9 protein-coding genes and 1 pseudogene are annotated in these 14,673 nt (G+C 61.3%); 5 read left to right on the forward strand and 5 right to left on the reverse strand.

Annotated elements, in window-relative coordinates; genetic code table 11:
• Window positions 1–34: 34 nt before the first annotated feature.
• Window positions 35–1,909, reverse strand: coding sequence for a thioesterase domain-containing protein (locus tag ACV22W_RS29610; RefSeq protein ID WP_448022978.1), 1,875 nt, complete (start codon window positions 1,907–1,909; stop codon window positions 35–37).
• 1,109 nt (window positions 1,910–3,018) lie between these two features.
• On the opposite strand from ACV22W_RS29610, the gene ACV22W_RS29615 reads away from it, so the two are divergent.
• Entirely contained in the window at window positions 3,019–4,767 is a 1,749-nt protein-coding gene (locus tag ACV22W_RS29615) for a cholesterol oxidase substrate-binding domain-containing protein (protein ID WP_448022979.1), read from the forward strand.
• 99 nt (window positions 4,768–4,866) lie between these two features.
• On the opposite strand, the gene ACV22W_RS29620 is transcribed toward ACV22W_RS29615, so the two are convergent.
• A complete protein-coding gene (locus ACV22W_RS29620; protein ID WP_448022984.1) occupies window positions 4,867–5,172 on the reverse strand; it encodes an HAD family hydrolase in 306 nt (101 codons plus the stop codon).
• A 27-nt stretch (window positions 5,173–5,199) separates the two neighbouring features.
• A complete protein-coding gene (locus ACV22W_RS29625) occupies window positions 5,200–5,457 on the reverse strand; it encodes a hypothetical protein (protein WP_448022986.1) in 258 nt (85 codons plus the stop codon).
• A 96-nt stretch (window positions 5,458–5,553) separates the two neighbouring features.
• On the opposite strand from ACV22W_RS29625, the pseudogene ACV22W_RS29630 reads away from it, so the two are divergent.
• Window positions 5,554–6,363 (forward strand): annotated as a pseudogene (locus ACV22W_RS29630) (IS30 family transposase); the annotation flags it as partial.
• A gap of 73 nt (window positions 6,364–6,436) precedes the next feature.
• On the opposite strand, the gene ACV22W_RS29635 reads toward ACV22W_RS29630, so the two are convergent.
• Together ACV22W_RS29635 and ACV22W_RS29640 are read right to left on the reverse strand one after the other, a co-directional pair.
• A complete protein-coding gene (locus ACV22W_RS29635) occupies window positions 6,437–8,086 on the reverse strand; it encodes a hypothetical protein (RefSeq protein ID WP_448022980.1) in 1,650 nt (549 codons plus the stop codon).
• A 297-nt stretch (window positions 8,087–8,383) separates the two neighbouring features.
• On the reverse strand, window positions 8,384–8,587 hold the full coding sequence (locus ACV22W_RS29640) for an O-linked N-acetylglucosamine transferase family protein (protein ID WP_448022981.1): 204 nt from the start codon (window positions 8,585–8,587) through the stop codon (window positions 8,384–8,386).
• An 84-nt stretch (window positions 8,588–8,671) separates the two neighbouring features.
• On the opposite strand from ACV22W_RS29640, the gene ACV22W_RS29645 reads away from it, so the two are divergent.
• The 3 genes from ACV22W_RS29645 to ACV22W_RS29655 all read left to right on the forward strand — a co-directional run.
• Window positions 8,672–8,860 carry a hypothetical protein gene (locus tag ACV22W_RS29645; RefSeq protein WP_448022982.1) on the forward strand — a complete coding sequence of 63 codons (189 nt, stop codon included), beginning with the start codon at window positions 8,672–8,674 and terminating at the stop codon, window positions 8,858–8,860.
• Window positions 8,861–9,625: 765 nt separating this feature from the next.
• A complete protein-coding gene (locus ACV22W_RS29650) occupies window positions 9,626–10,270 on the forward strand; it encodes a DUF2968 domain-containing protein (protein WP_448022985.1) in 645 nt (214 codons plus the stop codon).
• A gap of 620 nt (window positions 10,271–10,890) precedes the next feature.
• A partial coding sequence (locus ACV22W_RS29655; RefSeq protein ID WP_448022983.1) for a dermonecrotic toxin domain-containing protein occupies window positions 10,891–14,673 on the forward strand: 3,783 nt, incomplete at its 3' end.

A 14,673-nucleotide genomic window follows, 5' to 3' on the forward strand; every position in this document is an offset into this window, starting at 1 on the left:
CGCGCCCGTTGCATCGCCACGCTTGGGGTTCCCGTCAGCTCGACGCCAGGTCGTGCGCGGGCCCGACGGCGGCCTCGGCCTCGGCTGTTTCGCCGCGCACCACCTGTTGCCACCACTGCGCGAAGCGCTCGACAGACGGCGGCCGGATCATCGTGTAGTGATTGCCGGGACAGCGCCACAGGGCCATCCGCGGCGCGAAGCGCCGCCAGCCGGACAGCACTTCATCGGGCACGAGACTGCGCGCCGGGTCGTCGCAGTCGGCGGCGAGCACCAGCTTCGCGCGCCCGGCATAGACGTCGGCCGGCCGGTACGCGGTGCGCAGCGCCGTCCCGTAGGTGCGCACGATGCCTTGCACGTCGCGCGGCCCGGAGCCGCCGCGGATGATGCGGGCGTCGACCATCCCGCGATGGAGCATCGCCCACTGCCCGCGCCGGTCCGCGCGAAACAACGCGTCGCGCTCGATGCCGAGCGGGCGGCCGGTCGCCTGTTCGAGCGCATGCACGAGATTCCACACAACGCTCGCGAACGTGTACTGACGACCCAGCCGGCCGACCGACGCCGGCGCCTCGGTGTCGACGATCGTCAGCGACGCGGGCGGGCGGCCGCCCGCCTGCAGCCGGCACGCGATTTCCAGCGCGACCCAGCCGCCGAACGAGTGGCCGATCAGGTGCACCGGCTCGCGCGCGTCGGCCGCCAGTCGTTCGACGACCGGCAGGTAAGCCGCCGCCGCCGCGGCGACGCTCACGTGCGGCGCAAGCACGCCGTCGAGGCCGCGCGGCTGAAGGCCGTGCATCGGCCAGCCCCGCTCCACCGCGATCGTGAACGGCAGGAACGTCGCGACGTTGTCGCCCGCCCCCGGAATCAGCACGACGGGCGCGTAACCGGGCGTCCCGCGCTGGATCGGCAGGTGTGGGAGATAGCCCGTCTGCGGCGGGTGGGCGGTGCGTTCGCCGCCGCCGTCGGCCGCCGCGGCACGCGCGTCCTCCAACGCATGCGCGATCGCACGGCCGAGCGCCGGCGCGACGCCGCCCGCCGCCGGGTACCGCGCCGGCACGTCGACGACGCGGCACACGCCGGGCTCGAGCCGTGCCGCCCAGCCGTCGGCGCGAGCCGGCAACGTCGCGGCATCCGCGCCGGCACTGTGCAGCGCGAACCAGTGAACGGGCAGCGACAGCGAAAACGGCTCGTAATGCGCGAAGGCGTGATCGAGCGCTGCCCAGCGGTCGAGCCAGCGCTGCAACTGCCCATCGTTCAGGCCGCGCAACGCGGACGGCAGCAGCCCCGCGTCGCGGCACCGGGACGCGATCGCCGCGAAATCCGGCGTCGTGGCGCCGTCGAACAGGTCGCGCGGATCGACTGCGCGCGCACCGCCGCCCGCTTCGCCGTCGAACAGCCGCAGCCATTCGACCCGGCGCAAGTCGCACACGCCCGTGGCCACCCCGCCGCTTGCGACCAGTTCGACGAGACGCACGCCAGGCGGCGCATCGGCGGCCTGCCCGGGCCGGCCGACTGCGTCCACCGCCGCCAGCGACGCATCGGCGATGCCGAGAAACTCGACGGTCTCGTCCCGGCCGGCCAGTTGGGTCGCCACTTCGTAGGCGAGCAGGCCACCGGACGCCCATCCCGCGAGCCGGTACGGCCCGCGCGGCTGCAGCGCGACGATGCGCTCGAGCAGGCGCGTGGCGAGCCATTCGACCGTCGGCGCCGTCTCGTCCGCAGGATCGGCATCGAGCTCGCATACGCGCCAGCCCGCACCGAGATGCTCGCAGACGTGCCGCGCGCCATCGCTCAAGCGTGCATATCCGGCGATCAGGAAGACGCCGTGCGCGGACGATCGATCCTCGGGCGCGGCGGCCGCGGCCCCGTCATCGGCGATCGACGCGCCCGATGACCAGCATGAAGCAGACACGATGTTTTCTCCGTGTTCGGCGACGCCATGGAGATGGCGTCGTATTGATCGACGATCGTTACTGGCAAATACCGCGAAAATCCAGCGAGATGGCTTCCGTCACCGGGTTTGCAAATCGGCCGCCTGCCTGGAAAGCCAGGAAAAATCGCTCCCGTAAAACGAAACAATTATTCACATTGAGTTTTTGCTACACACACTTCGGTTGATCACGGTAACAAAAATTGTGATTTTTTGTATCCAACAAAACGTCCGACTTATATGACCAAACTGCCAGGCAGGCGATTTCCCGGAATTCCGAACTCGTGTACGCACCCTGACTTCAGTCGAGCCAGATAATCTTCAGCTTTTTTCAGACCAATTCAGAAAAAACCGCCAGCGCATATGAGCGACCGCCTGCGCGGTAATGAATGATCCGACGAGACAATCACCGACCACCGTCATTACCGAGCACGCGAAAACCTTGGAAATCACGACTTTCGGTCGACTGCTTCACGTCATTCAACGATCGCTTCAATCCGCCGTTCCGCCTGACGTGGCCGCCAGTCGGTCGCCAGCCGTGGATTCGCTCATTCGCTCCCGCGCGAATGGACGACACAAACAGCATTTCCGATGAATATGATATCGTCATTGCTCGGAACACGCCGAAAATAGTCTCCTTGAATATTATCCTAACTGCAATAATCATTATAAGGGGATGAGTTTACCACCAACCCGAAACTTTATTCCAGCGCCAAATCAATTGCCGCAGCCAAGACAAGTTGCCAATCTTTGCTCGTCGCAATCACGGAACAATTTACCGATTTTAAATCATCTCGAAATTTATTCAACCATCCAAAAACATGAAAACGACACTCTAAAACACGTCATTATCCGATGCGCGCCTGAAATAACGTCAGCACACCCGCGCCGGCCGAGTTTCTCCGCAGCCATCCCGTTATGAATGCGTCACCGCGGTGACACGCCGCGGGATATTCGCGATGCATCGCTTCAAATTCCGATCAATCAACGCGCGATTCGTCATGCGCATCCCTTCCGCAGAAACGGCGCCATCCGTAATCGCCGCGCGTTGCCTTCGGTCCTCAAAACAATTCCAAGCGTTGGAGCAGAGCATGAATCACGATTTCCGAGACGAACCCACGCCGCGTCGCGCGTTCCTCGCCGACATGGCCAAGCTCGCGGCAGCCGGCGTCGTTGCCGGCTGGACGCCGATCTATCAGGTCGCGGCACACGCGGCGTCGGCCGGCGCGACGCCGCCCGGCTTCCCGGCCGACATCCCGCTCTACAAGCAGGCCTTCCAGAACTGGAGCGGCGAGATCGTCGTGCAGGACGTGTGGACCGCCGCGCCGCGCTCCGCCAACGACGTCGTCGCGACGGTCAACTGGGCACACGCCAACGGCTACCGGGTGCGCCCGCGCGGCCACATGCACAACTGGTCGCCGCTGACGCTCGATCCGGGCGCCGCCCCCGCCAACGTCGTGCTGGTCGATACGACGCAGTCGCTGACCGCGGTGTCCGTCAATACGTCGGCGCGCACGGCGCGCGTCACCGCGCAAACTGGCATCTCGCTGGAGACGCTGCTCGCGAAGCTCGAGGATTACGGGCTCGGCTTCGTAGCCGTGCCCGCGCCGGGCGACATCACGCTCGGCGGCGCGCTCGCGATCGACGCGCACGGCACCGCCGCGCCCGCGGTCGGCGAAACCCTGCAGCCCGGTCAAACCTACGGTTCGCTCAGCAATCTGGTGCTCACGCTGACCGCGGTCGTGTTCGATCCCGCCAGCCGGCAATACGTGCTGCGCACGTTCCAGCGCAGCGATCCCGACATGGGCGCGTTCCTCACGCACATCGGCCGGGCGTTCGTCGTCGAGGTCACGCTGATAGCTGGCCCGAACCAGCGGCTGCGCTGCCAGAGCCGTATCGACATTCCGGCATCCGAACTGTTTTCGGCGAACGCCGGGCAGGGTCGCACTATCGCGTCGTTCCTCGACCAGGCGGGCCGGCTCGAGGCGATCTGGTTTCCGTTTACGAGATGCCCGTGGCTCAAGGTCTGGACCCCGACGCCCAGCAAGCCGCCGCTGTCACGCCCCGTCACGCAGCCGTACAACTACCCGTTCTCCGATTCGATTCCGCAATCGCTGTCGGATCTCGTCAAGCGGATCATCATCGGCGGTGAAGGCGCGCTGACGCCGCTGTTCGGCCAGACGCAATATGCGATCACGACCGCCGGCCTCGCGCTCACGCTCAGCGCGGACATCTGGGGCTGGTCGCGCACCGTGCTGCAGTACATTCGTCCGACGACGCTGCGCGTCACCGCGAACGGCTACGCGGTGCTCGCGCGGCGCGCCGACGTGCAGCGCGTGGTCAGCGAATTCGTCCAGTTCTATCAGAACCGGATCGACGCGTACAAGGCGCGCGGCGAATATCCGATAAACGGTCCCGTCGAGATCCGCATCACGGGACTCGACAAGCCTGTCGATGCGGGCGCCGGCGCGGCGGTCCCCACGCTGTCCGCGCTCAAGCCGCGGCCCGACCATCCGGAATGGGACGTCGCGGTCTGGCTGGATATCCTGACGCTGCCGGGCACGCCGGCCGCCGACCGCTTCTATCGCGAGATCGAGCAGTGGATGCTGTCGAACTACAGCGGCGCGTACGCGACGGTACGTCCCGAATGGTCGAAGGGCTGGGCCTACACCGACACCGCCGCATGGCAGGACGACACGATGCTCGCCACCACGATCCCGAATCTGCAAAGCGCGGGGCAGCCTGCCGCGAGCAACTGGGAGGCGGCGCGTGCGACGCTCGGGCGCTACGACCCGCAGCGGGTCTTCAGCTCGCCGCTGCTGGATCGGTTGATGCCGTAGCGGGAACGGCGGACGGAAGGCGCTGCGCGGCCTGGTTCGGCTGGGGCGCAGCGCCTGCGGCGTAGCGGGCGGGTGGCGGTGCAATGGAGTCGACCGCCATTACCTGATCGGCGGGCGGCGGATGCAGGTCGGAATCCGTTTCAGGTCGTCGCCGAGCAGCACGACGTCTGCCGACGCGATCGCGATGTCGACGTCACGTTCGCCCATCGCGATGCGGGTCGAGCCGGCCTTGATCGCCCGCACGTCGTTCAGCCCGTCGCCGACGACGAGCGGCTGCCGGCCGGTGCCGATCTCGCGCATCACGTAAGCGAGCTTGTCGTGCGGCAGCGCCTGCGCGACCGCCGTGTCGATGCCAGTCTCGGCCGCGACCTTGCGCGCGACCGCCTCGCGGTCGCCCGTCAGCAGCGTCTGCCGTTCGAGCTCTAGCCTCCGCTACTCGACGAGCATGGCGGCGTCATCATCGATTCGCGGTGTAATCACAGATCGACCGGATCGGCGATCATCGGTACGGGCACCGGAAAATTGCGCAGCTTCTCGATTGCGGTAATCCCCCCAAAAAGCCGGTGTGATCGGAAGTAGAATTTTCTCGTTGATGGCTTCGGCCGTCATCGGACCGTTGCCGAACGGCTCGAGCAGCTCGGCCGGAATCGCCGGCAGAGCCGCCGGCTGGGCTTTCGGTTTGCGAGGCATAAACTCTCCTTGGGAGCATGTTATGCCTTAAACACAAAATTCCTGACAGGCCCGTACGTGGCGGCGATGCCGTTCTGCCCGTTGTTGAATGAGCGGCGCCGGCGGCGCAAGCTGTTTGCTGGCAGCGCACTGTATCGTCATGTACAAGACCGGCTGGTCTATTGGCGCTGGTCGCCGCAGCAGATTGCTGCCAGACTTCGCCGTATGTATCCCGACGCCCCTGACCAGCGCGTCAGCCACGAAACGATTTACGCCGCGATATACGCTCATCCGCGAGGCGGACTCAAGCAGGCGATGATCGAAGCATTGCGCCAGGAAAAGCCCGTGCGCGGACGCCGGCGCACGACGCTCGCTGGCGGCGGCTTCGTGCCCGAAGCGCTGCGCATTGTTCACTGCCCCGAGCAGATCGAACTGCGGCAATTGCCGGGACATTGGGAAGGCGACCTCATCAAGGGGGCGTTCAACCGTTCCGCCGTGGGCACGCTGGTAGAGCGCAAGACGCGTTTCGTAGTGCTGTGCCGCATGGACGGCTGCACGGCCCAGGATGCCCTGGAGGGTTTCACGCGCCAGATGAAGAAGCTGCCGGCCTTTCTGCGCGAGAGCCTGACCTACGATCGCGGAACGGAAATGACCTGTCATGTCGAACTCTCCAGGCGATTGAATCTCGATATCTGGTTTGCCGATCCGCATGCGCCGTGGCAGCGCGGCAGCAATGAGAACACCAACGGTTTGCTGCGCCAGTTTCTGCCCAAAGGCATCGACCTATCGGCAGTCCCCCAGATTCAGCTAAACGACATTGCCAAATTGCTCAATGGCCGACCTCGTCAAACCCTCGGCTGGGATACGCCGGAGAAGGCAATGGCCAAAGAGCTCGAAATCAATGGATTTGCTAAACGTTGCACTTGATTCTTGAGACCGCCGCGGCGCGGCAACCGCGGACAATAAGCAATACCGGGACTCAAACCGCAAATCGGAAATTCTATAAACTCTCGGACCTCAAATCGACCATCAGACTGTCAGACCAATATACGCGCGCCTGGGGAGGAATAGTCCGATCCGGAGGAGGCTGCATCGACGCGCACCAGTAACGCACGCAATTATTCCATCCAGCCTCGTAAACAATATTGAATTTCATTACTTTGCCGCGATTCTTTTCGATCGGAATCTGCCAGGCGACATCATATTCCGGATTGATGGTAGCAGCGGAAGGAACCGCGCTTCCGAATTGCCCGGAAGCGTTTTTTGCTTGAAGGTAATCCCAGACGGCTGCAATATCGGGGCGCCAACGAGTACTCCGCGAAAACGGCTGAGCAGTCGACGTTCGAACATCCATCATATGGATAGACGCGACCCTCTCTTTACTCCGCGTACCATTAATCGTTAATACAGACTTAATCGAATGGGCACCTCCTGCGAGCCCAACGACTCCCGATATGGAAAGTGCATCTCCATCAGAGACGGTCACATTGTTGTTATAGGTATCGGACGGAAACAATCGGGCCACGCTGATCCCCGACGGACAATTTTCAGCATGCGTACGCACACCGCATCCAAATAGATCAGGATCCTTGTTCACCCAATCGTCGATACCAACCGGATAGGTCCACTTGCTAGCATCCTGTAGATTCATGCCTCCCCATCCAGTATGAATCGCCACGTCCATCAAGCCATACATGACATGGTTGCGATACGCTGCCGTATCCTCCAGCTTGCGCGTAAAGCCGGTTCCAGCTGCATCGCTCGTCGTCTTGATCCAGAAATAGTGTTTGGAATTCGCCGGCACCAGCTTATCCTCACTACGAACCAGCGCCCATTCCGTCACCAATGTCAGCTTGGGCTTGTCCGTATACGTCCATTTCGGAACCGCATGCTGCGCACTTGCCACCTGGTAATAGGATAGCGTCCCGCTCTGACACCACCGATTCAACTCCCGGGAAAACGAAGCTTCCTCGTCAGCGGTCAGCGGTCGATCATATGCCGTGAGAAGGCTGTTGCCGAACGCGCTGCACATCTCCACCGGCGTTCGGGGACGAATATCGAATGCAACCGCCTTCATCGATCCATCCCCGTTGTCGGTCGATCGGCGAACACGGGTCGCTCCTTCCGGCCTTGCCATTTGTTTCAGTTCGGCTTCCGCCGCCCGGGCTTGCCTCACCTGTTCGCCAGCGATCTTTCCAACGGCCTGCCAATTACCCGCGCCCTCCGTCCGCAAACCTTCGACCCGCGTTCCCGAACGGCTCGTCAGGATGATCGTCTCCGCATCGGGCCAGACTCGGACCCAATTCGGCTTCAGCTCGAGCAATTCTTCCCTGGTTCCCCGCAAGATTACTGTCCCTTTTGATTCAAGGGATTTTTCAATCATCTTTCGATAATGACCAAGCGCGGATTTCGTTGCGACATTCGCAGTCAAAAGCAGAATGTGCGGCTCGCGCGGGACCTCCAGCAGCAATCTCGGAACGGCCCCGCTATACATCTCGTATGGAACCCCCTCATTCGCAGGCGCAACCAATGGCATGGCACTCAGGATTTCATTGGCTCTCGAACCGTCCGCCTGATCTGGCGCGGCGCGGGATGTTGCCACCAGCGCCGCCATCAAAAGCGGGCCGCAAAGAAAGGCACTTTTTCTCATATGCTATTCTAACTTTTAATTTAAGATTGATCGGGTTAAATTTGACATCGATTTAGCACATTCGTATTCAATATTCGATTTAGAATCCGCACGCAATCCAGCAATTCATCGACGCATTACAAATATTACATATTCATTACTGCAAGGCAATCATTAAATTTCTTCCCTTCCCGCTGGCACGGATGAATTCCCATTAAAAACCAAACTGGCCCTGATATCGTGGCCAACCCGAGAAACGATTCATCACCGCAATTGCGTCATCGTATTTGTATCAATCGCATCCGAACGAGTCAGCCATTAGCTCGGGAAACCCGAGCGTCGTGAGCAAACTACCGCCATCCGGCTAACGACCGTGTCTGAGCAGCGCGTCAGCAGCGGCACGCCCGCGCCGAGCGTGTCGGCCGCGGTCGTGCCCGAGTTGTACGGGAACGTATCGAGCGTCAGGTCGGCAAGACGAATCCGGGCGCGATGCTCGTGCAACGGGCGTTTTTCGCAGAACACGATCCGGCTGCAGTCGATGCCGCGCCACGATAGGCGCGCTCCGCGTCAGCCGGCCTGCCCTGCGCCGCGTAGGCCAGCCCGGCATTGAAGCAGGTATGCGCTGTCGGCGCGATCGAGCGCGCGCTCGAGGTATCGCAACGCGTGCTCGCATTCACGTTTGACGATGCAAATGCCGCCGGCGAGCGTCAGACCGTCGACATGATCCGGCTGACCGGTCAGTACACTGGTCAGGCACTGTGCCAGGGCCGGCTCGAGCCTCCCGTGTGCGTGTAATGAGCACGCGCGGCATCGAATGCGATAGCCGCATTCCGATGTCGCGCGCCGCCGGGGAGATTCTTTCGCTTCGTTGGTCGCATGGGTTGTCCGCATTCCGAAAAAAACGGCCCGGTACCGACACGAAAGGAAGTCGTGTACACCGATATGCACCGGGGATGAATGATCTCGCCAGCAAGCGTACCCTGAATCAGGGCCGGCACGGGTGGACGGATACGAAGCAGCATGGTCGTAGTACGAAAATGTGCCGATCGGCTGTGACGCGCGCTTCATGACGATGCGGTAATTTTTACCTTACCGTCACTCCCGCCCCGGGGACATCGCGACCGTACGCGGGCCGTGCCGCGGCACCGGCCGCTGACTTGGCACGATTCCCGTTGAAGTCGTCGGCAAATCGTGCGCAAAATACGCGCGATCTGCCCCGCATCGACGATAGGTGTTGCCGGCGGCTCGGATGTATTTTCGTATCGGTATGCCAAACAGATGGACGAATCCGATTCCGCTACCATGCCCAAAACGCAACAATACGAACCGCGGACGGCCCTGCCTTCCGCGCTCATTCGTACAACATCGCGCCGTCTCTCGACGCTCGTTGACGTGCTGCCCGGCGGTGCACCCTTCGGCAACGGCGGGCCGGAAGCCGCGCCAGGCGTGCCGCGCCAGTGCACAGCCGGCACGCCACACCCGCAAATGCATGGCAATGTATGTCCCGCTTTACTGACCACTGGAGAAATCGTGCGTTTTCGCCTACCTTTCACGATCGGCATCCTTTTCGTCTGGAGTGCCACCCAATTTGCTTCGGGCACAGCGTTCGCCGACGGCGAGGCGCCGGTCGCCGGCAGCCGGCCGGCGGTCTCGAGCCTGATGCCGGCGCGCGACGACGCGGCAGGCAGTGCGCAAGGCGATGTCGCCCAACTCACGCAGCTGCTCCGGGACGGCCGTCTGACCGAGATGCGCACGACCTACAACGGCAGCTATGGCGCAAGCATGCTCTTTTATATGGCCGAGATGACCTACTATGTCGCGCTCTTCCAAGACAAGAATGTCTGGCGCGTCGTCAAATCGCAGGAACACCCCCGGGCGGAGATGATGTACGACAACTTCGTCAAGCAGACCGTGAAGCTGTCCGAGATCGAGATTCGCCGCACCGAGCTGGAAGCGCAGAAGCAATTCCTCGAGCGCGTCATCTCCGTGTCCGAGGACAAGGCAGGACGCCTGCGCGCCGATCTCGACGTAGCGCGCAAGCAGCGGGCCCAAGTGGCGGAACGCCAGCAAACGACCCTACAGCAAACGCGCGCGCTCGAAGCCGAAAACCAGGCCGCGCGCATCCAGCTCGACCAGTTGCGCAACGAGGTCGGCAAGCTGCAACGTGAATCGGAAACAGGCCTGCCCGCATTCAAGCCACGCTGATCGGGTTGTCCGCCCCTACTGGACCGGCCGGATTTCTTCGAGCCATTGCAAGCCTGGAGCACGGTGACCATTTGCCGGCTCACTATTGGTTCGACCTGCAGCGTAAGCACCGTACGTGCTGTCGGCACGGTTGATTTCGACGCGTAGTCGGTCTACAACACGTGCCGGCGACTCCGTTCGCCGGTGGTGTGATAGAGTCTCAGGCGCGCGCACCGGAACGACCTTGACGCAGGGCCTCTCTGAACAGGGATGATGGCTGATCCGCATTTCGGGTGCTCGACTGCGTGCGAGCAACCCGATCGGCACGATATTCGGCGACGAAATTTCATCGAGCGTGCCTTCAACGCATCACCTGCCCCCAGTTCGAAGCATGGCTTCGGAAGGCGCGCTCACCGAGCGATCACAGTCTGACGCCAACCGCCCTCTCCGGAATCAGACGCACCGCCGCCCTTTGCGCCGTACCGCGCGTAGACGCGAATCCGCCGCGTCGATCTGCAACAAAAATCAGACTGATCAAATTGCCGCGCGACCTCCTCGTCGTCAGGATTACGAACTGCACGTCCAAATTGCCAGCGGGCGAATGGACAAGCACTTCGGTTCACGATATTGGAGGTCATCACATGGTTGTACGCCACATCACCGGACAGGCGGCGTTGCCGCAGAATCAGATTGCCGAACAGGAAGTCAAGGATCCGAGCGACGCTTCGAAACAGCATCGAAATGACGCCCATATCGGGCATTTGCAACCGCTGGCGCAATTGAAACAGAAAAGCGCCCCCGCGTCGCAATGGAGCAGTGCGACACACGCTGCTACCCGGTTCGCATCGACGCGCTCAAAACGTGACGCTGCGGGGGCGACCGGACCGCAAATCGAGCAGGCAGGTGTCCGCGCGGAACGTTCGGTGCCGAGCACGGCGGTCGCGCCCAGCGGCACGAGCGATACTGATGCCGATAACAAGGCCAATACCCTTCGAGACGCGCAGCAGGCGTTTGAAAAGCAATTTCCGAATGTGCCTAAACCCGTGGATCTGAACAAAATCTATGTGAATACCTATGAGGAGAAAGGCAATCCGCCGACGGGCGTACTTAAGTCATCAGACAGCTTGGCCAATTACATCCTGAAACGAAGCAATGCGGGTGAAAAGGTCAACTTCGGCGAGGTTGTAACGGGGGGGGCGCCTCGCGCGACAAGTGGCGCGAATGGCGGATTTGCTGACGTCAGTGAGGGAGCGACGCGTACTGCTTACGGCATCTTCAGCTCGCCCACGGCGGTGGACAGCAAGGACGAGGTCCGCGGGACGACGCCGCAAGCGGTGGAGGCGTTCATCAATGGACTGCCGGCAAGCGGGATGCAGCGCAAGAAGATCGCCGAGCTCGAAAGTCTGTCGGGACAGGCCAACACGGTGTTCGAGCAAAAGCCGCGGCCGAGTCCCTTGGAGGACGCGCGGGAGGCATTTGAAGCGAAGTTCCCGAAGGTGCCGAAGCCGGTGGATCTGAGCAAGCTCTATATCAACGCATATCGGCAGAACGAAACCCCGCCTGGTAGCGGCCGCTTCACCCGCGAGTGGGTGATGACTGTCAGCGTGGCTGATTACATCAAGGGGCGATACACCGGTGGCGGGGAGCTCGACCTACGGGCCGACGCAGCGAAGGGGATTCATTACGGCGTCTTCAGTTCGCCCGACGTAGTAAGCGAAGGGGACGAGGTCGAAGGCGCAACTGCGTCGGAGGTGGACCAGTTCATCAAGGATCTTCCGGCGAACCAAGCCAAGGATGTAAAGGTACGGAATGACCCTTACTTCAGCACGCCTGGCCAAGATGGCAAGACGCCGCAGCAGCACCTCGGGGAGATCCGCCAGAAGCAGATCGAGACGGAGGCTCAACTGCAATATGCGGACGGGACGCTCAGCGAAAAAGGTCGGAAGCTCGTCGAATCGGTGACGAAGAACCCGACCCAGGCTGAACTCGAGCGCGCCTATCCAAACGAGGGCGGGCGCCCACGCGTCTACACCCTGAAGTTCAACTCGAGCAACAACACCGAAGAATCCGATCCCGACGAGCCGATCCGTGGCCCGATCGTGATGATGACCGCGCATGCGGACGACTATCCGGGTGAGAAGGATGTCGTGGTGGTGTATCTCCCCGGACAGGGAATACTGGAATTCGATTCGCTCCAAGCCATGAAGGACCATTTCGCGAAACCGGAGGAGCGCCCGAAACTGCTGGGCTTCGTTTCGGAATGGACCCAGGCCAAGTGGCCGGAGAATGTGACCTATGGGCTCGGCACCAACGAGGTGCCAGCGGAGAAGAACCTCTTCGAATATAGCGTTGAGGAGCAAATCAAAAAGCAACATGGCGATACCGAGTATCGCCTGACGCAGGCACGTGAGCGGGGCGCAGACCAGACGGAGCTTGACGGGATCGCGGGCAGTTCGTCGGACGACCTGAGCGAGTCGTTTGACGCGGAGGGTGTGCTCCAGGCGCGTGATCTCCGGCTGATCGAGCAGAACCGGCCTGAATGGTGGAAGACGAGCTCAAAGACCGAAAAGGATTTGCTCGAGAGTGACCAGAGAATGGCCGACCAGCTCGAGAGCCGCCGTGATGAGATCGACTCGAAGACCCCAACGCTGAAGGAACATGCCGCCCAGAAAATTAAAGAAGAATTGCAAGCGAAGTATCCCGACATCGACCCGGACAAGGTCACGGTCACCATCAAGATTCAGTTGCCGCCCGAAGGGCCAACAAGGGCCAATCCGAATCCGAAAGTCAAGTACCAGGAGATCAACACTACACTCACTGAGTACGTGCTGCTGAAGAGGCGGGCTAGTCTGATTCCTGAAGAGGAAGACACGGGGCTCGCGGGTGCGGTCTTAGGCTTTATGCCCGGAAGTTCCGCGGGCGATTTGATCAAACTCCTCAGCGGCGGAAACCATATTACGGTCAGCGCGACGATGACGGACGCGGATGGCAACGAGGTGACACTCGACCTCGACAAGGCGCAACTGAATGCGCTCACCGAAAAGCTGAATGTCGGAGAGAGCTATCGCAAGGTGTTAGACAACAAACTCGATAGCACCGAGCGGCAAGCGTATTGGAAAGCTGCCTACCAGGCAAGAATGAAGGCCGACCTCACGGAAGCCGAGTTGAGCGGGAAGTTGGACAAGAAATACGATGCCGTAGGCCAGTCTAACTACAAGCTGCCATCCAGAATGGTGCAGGCGGTACTCGATGCGCCGGACTCCAAAGCGAAAGACCCTCAAGGTAACCTGAAGCGAAAAAAGGTCGATGGGCACATCATCCAGACCGAGGAGTTCACCATCAATATCTGGGGCAAGGGTCCCCACAAAAAGGAGATTCGCGAGAGCTACCCGGTGAACGGTGTGCTCGTCATCAGTGCGGTCGACGACGACGGGAGCGCGTCGAGGGGCGCGCCGGTCGTGCTCTATACGCCCGATGCCCCGGACGGGATAGCGTATCGCACCTTCGCGAGCCGGGAGGAGATGACGACCCATTCCATGTTCAAACAGCCGGAATGGATCGAGTATTTCCAAGGACGCGTCTCGAATGCCCAAACGTCGCCCGTTGGAGGGGGGGAGCTGACCCGCAAAGAGGGAGTCGGGCTGTACGCTCAACCAAAGGCCGATCCCGGGTCGCTAAAAACGCTATTGAACCCGGAAACCAGATGGACGACGCTGAGCACGAAAACCATCACGGGAGAATTTATGGCGCGGTTGTACGACGCCGATGCCTCCATGGAGCGCGAGAATGCCGACGCCGGGTCAGTCACCAATGAGGAACTGAATAAGGAGTGGCGCTCGAAGCTTTTTAATGGCGTATTCTTCCTCACGCTTGATGCGGGCGATATCATTCCGTTCGGCAAAATCGCCAAGGGCCTCAAGGCGCTCGCCCGACAAGTGAATCCGCGCAAGTTTCTCTCCCGTCTGCCGGAAGGGGCGCATCTCATCACGAAGCCCGGCGGGTCGAACACGGGCCCGTTTGGAATTGTGAATCCCAACACGGCCAACCATTCAGCGCCATGGTTGAAGAACTATGAAGTCCCTAATAGTCGCCTCAAGAACGCGAAATATGTGGGCGATGGCGTCTATGCAATGGGCGCAAACCAATACATCCGGATCGGCAACAAATATTATCCTTCGAAAATAGACGCCAATCGGCGCATCATCTTCAATGAGCAAAACAGCTGGGATCATTTCGAAGTCACGCGCGTGGGCGATCAATGGGTCGTGTTGGAACGCGACAGGGTGCGCGGGGGAACTGGCGGTCGTGAAACGACGTCGACAGAATCTGTAACAATTCCGCGGCAGCCCAATCCTACGCTTAGGCTAAGGCATCCCGACCGAGTTCGGTTGGATAACCTGGTCCAGAATCTATCGAGTTCTCCC

This window comes from Burkholderia sp. AW49-1, from assembly GCF_053427845.1.

What these genes read in the sequence shown, in the direction of transcription:
- ACV22W_RS29615 (WP_448022979.1), top strand. Translation starts at nt 3,019, where the DNA reads ATGAATCACGATTTCCGAGACGAACCCACGCCGCGTCGCGCGTTCCTC.
- ACV22W_RS29635 (WP_448022980.1), bottom strand. Translation starts at nt 8,086, where the DNA reads ATGAGAAAAAGTGCCTTTCTTTGCGGCCCGCTTTTGATGGCGGCGCTG.
- ACV22W_RS29625 (WP_448022986.1), bottom strand. Translation starts at nt 5,457, where the DNA reads ATGCCTCGCAAACCGAAAGCCCAGCCGGCGGCTCTGCCGGCGATTCCG.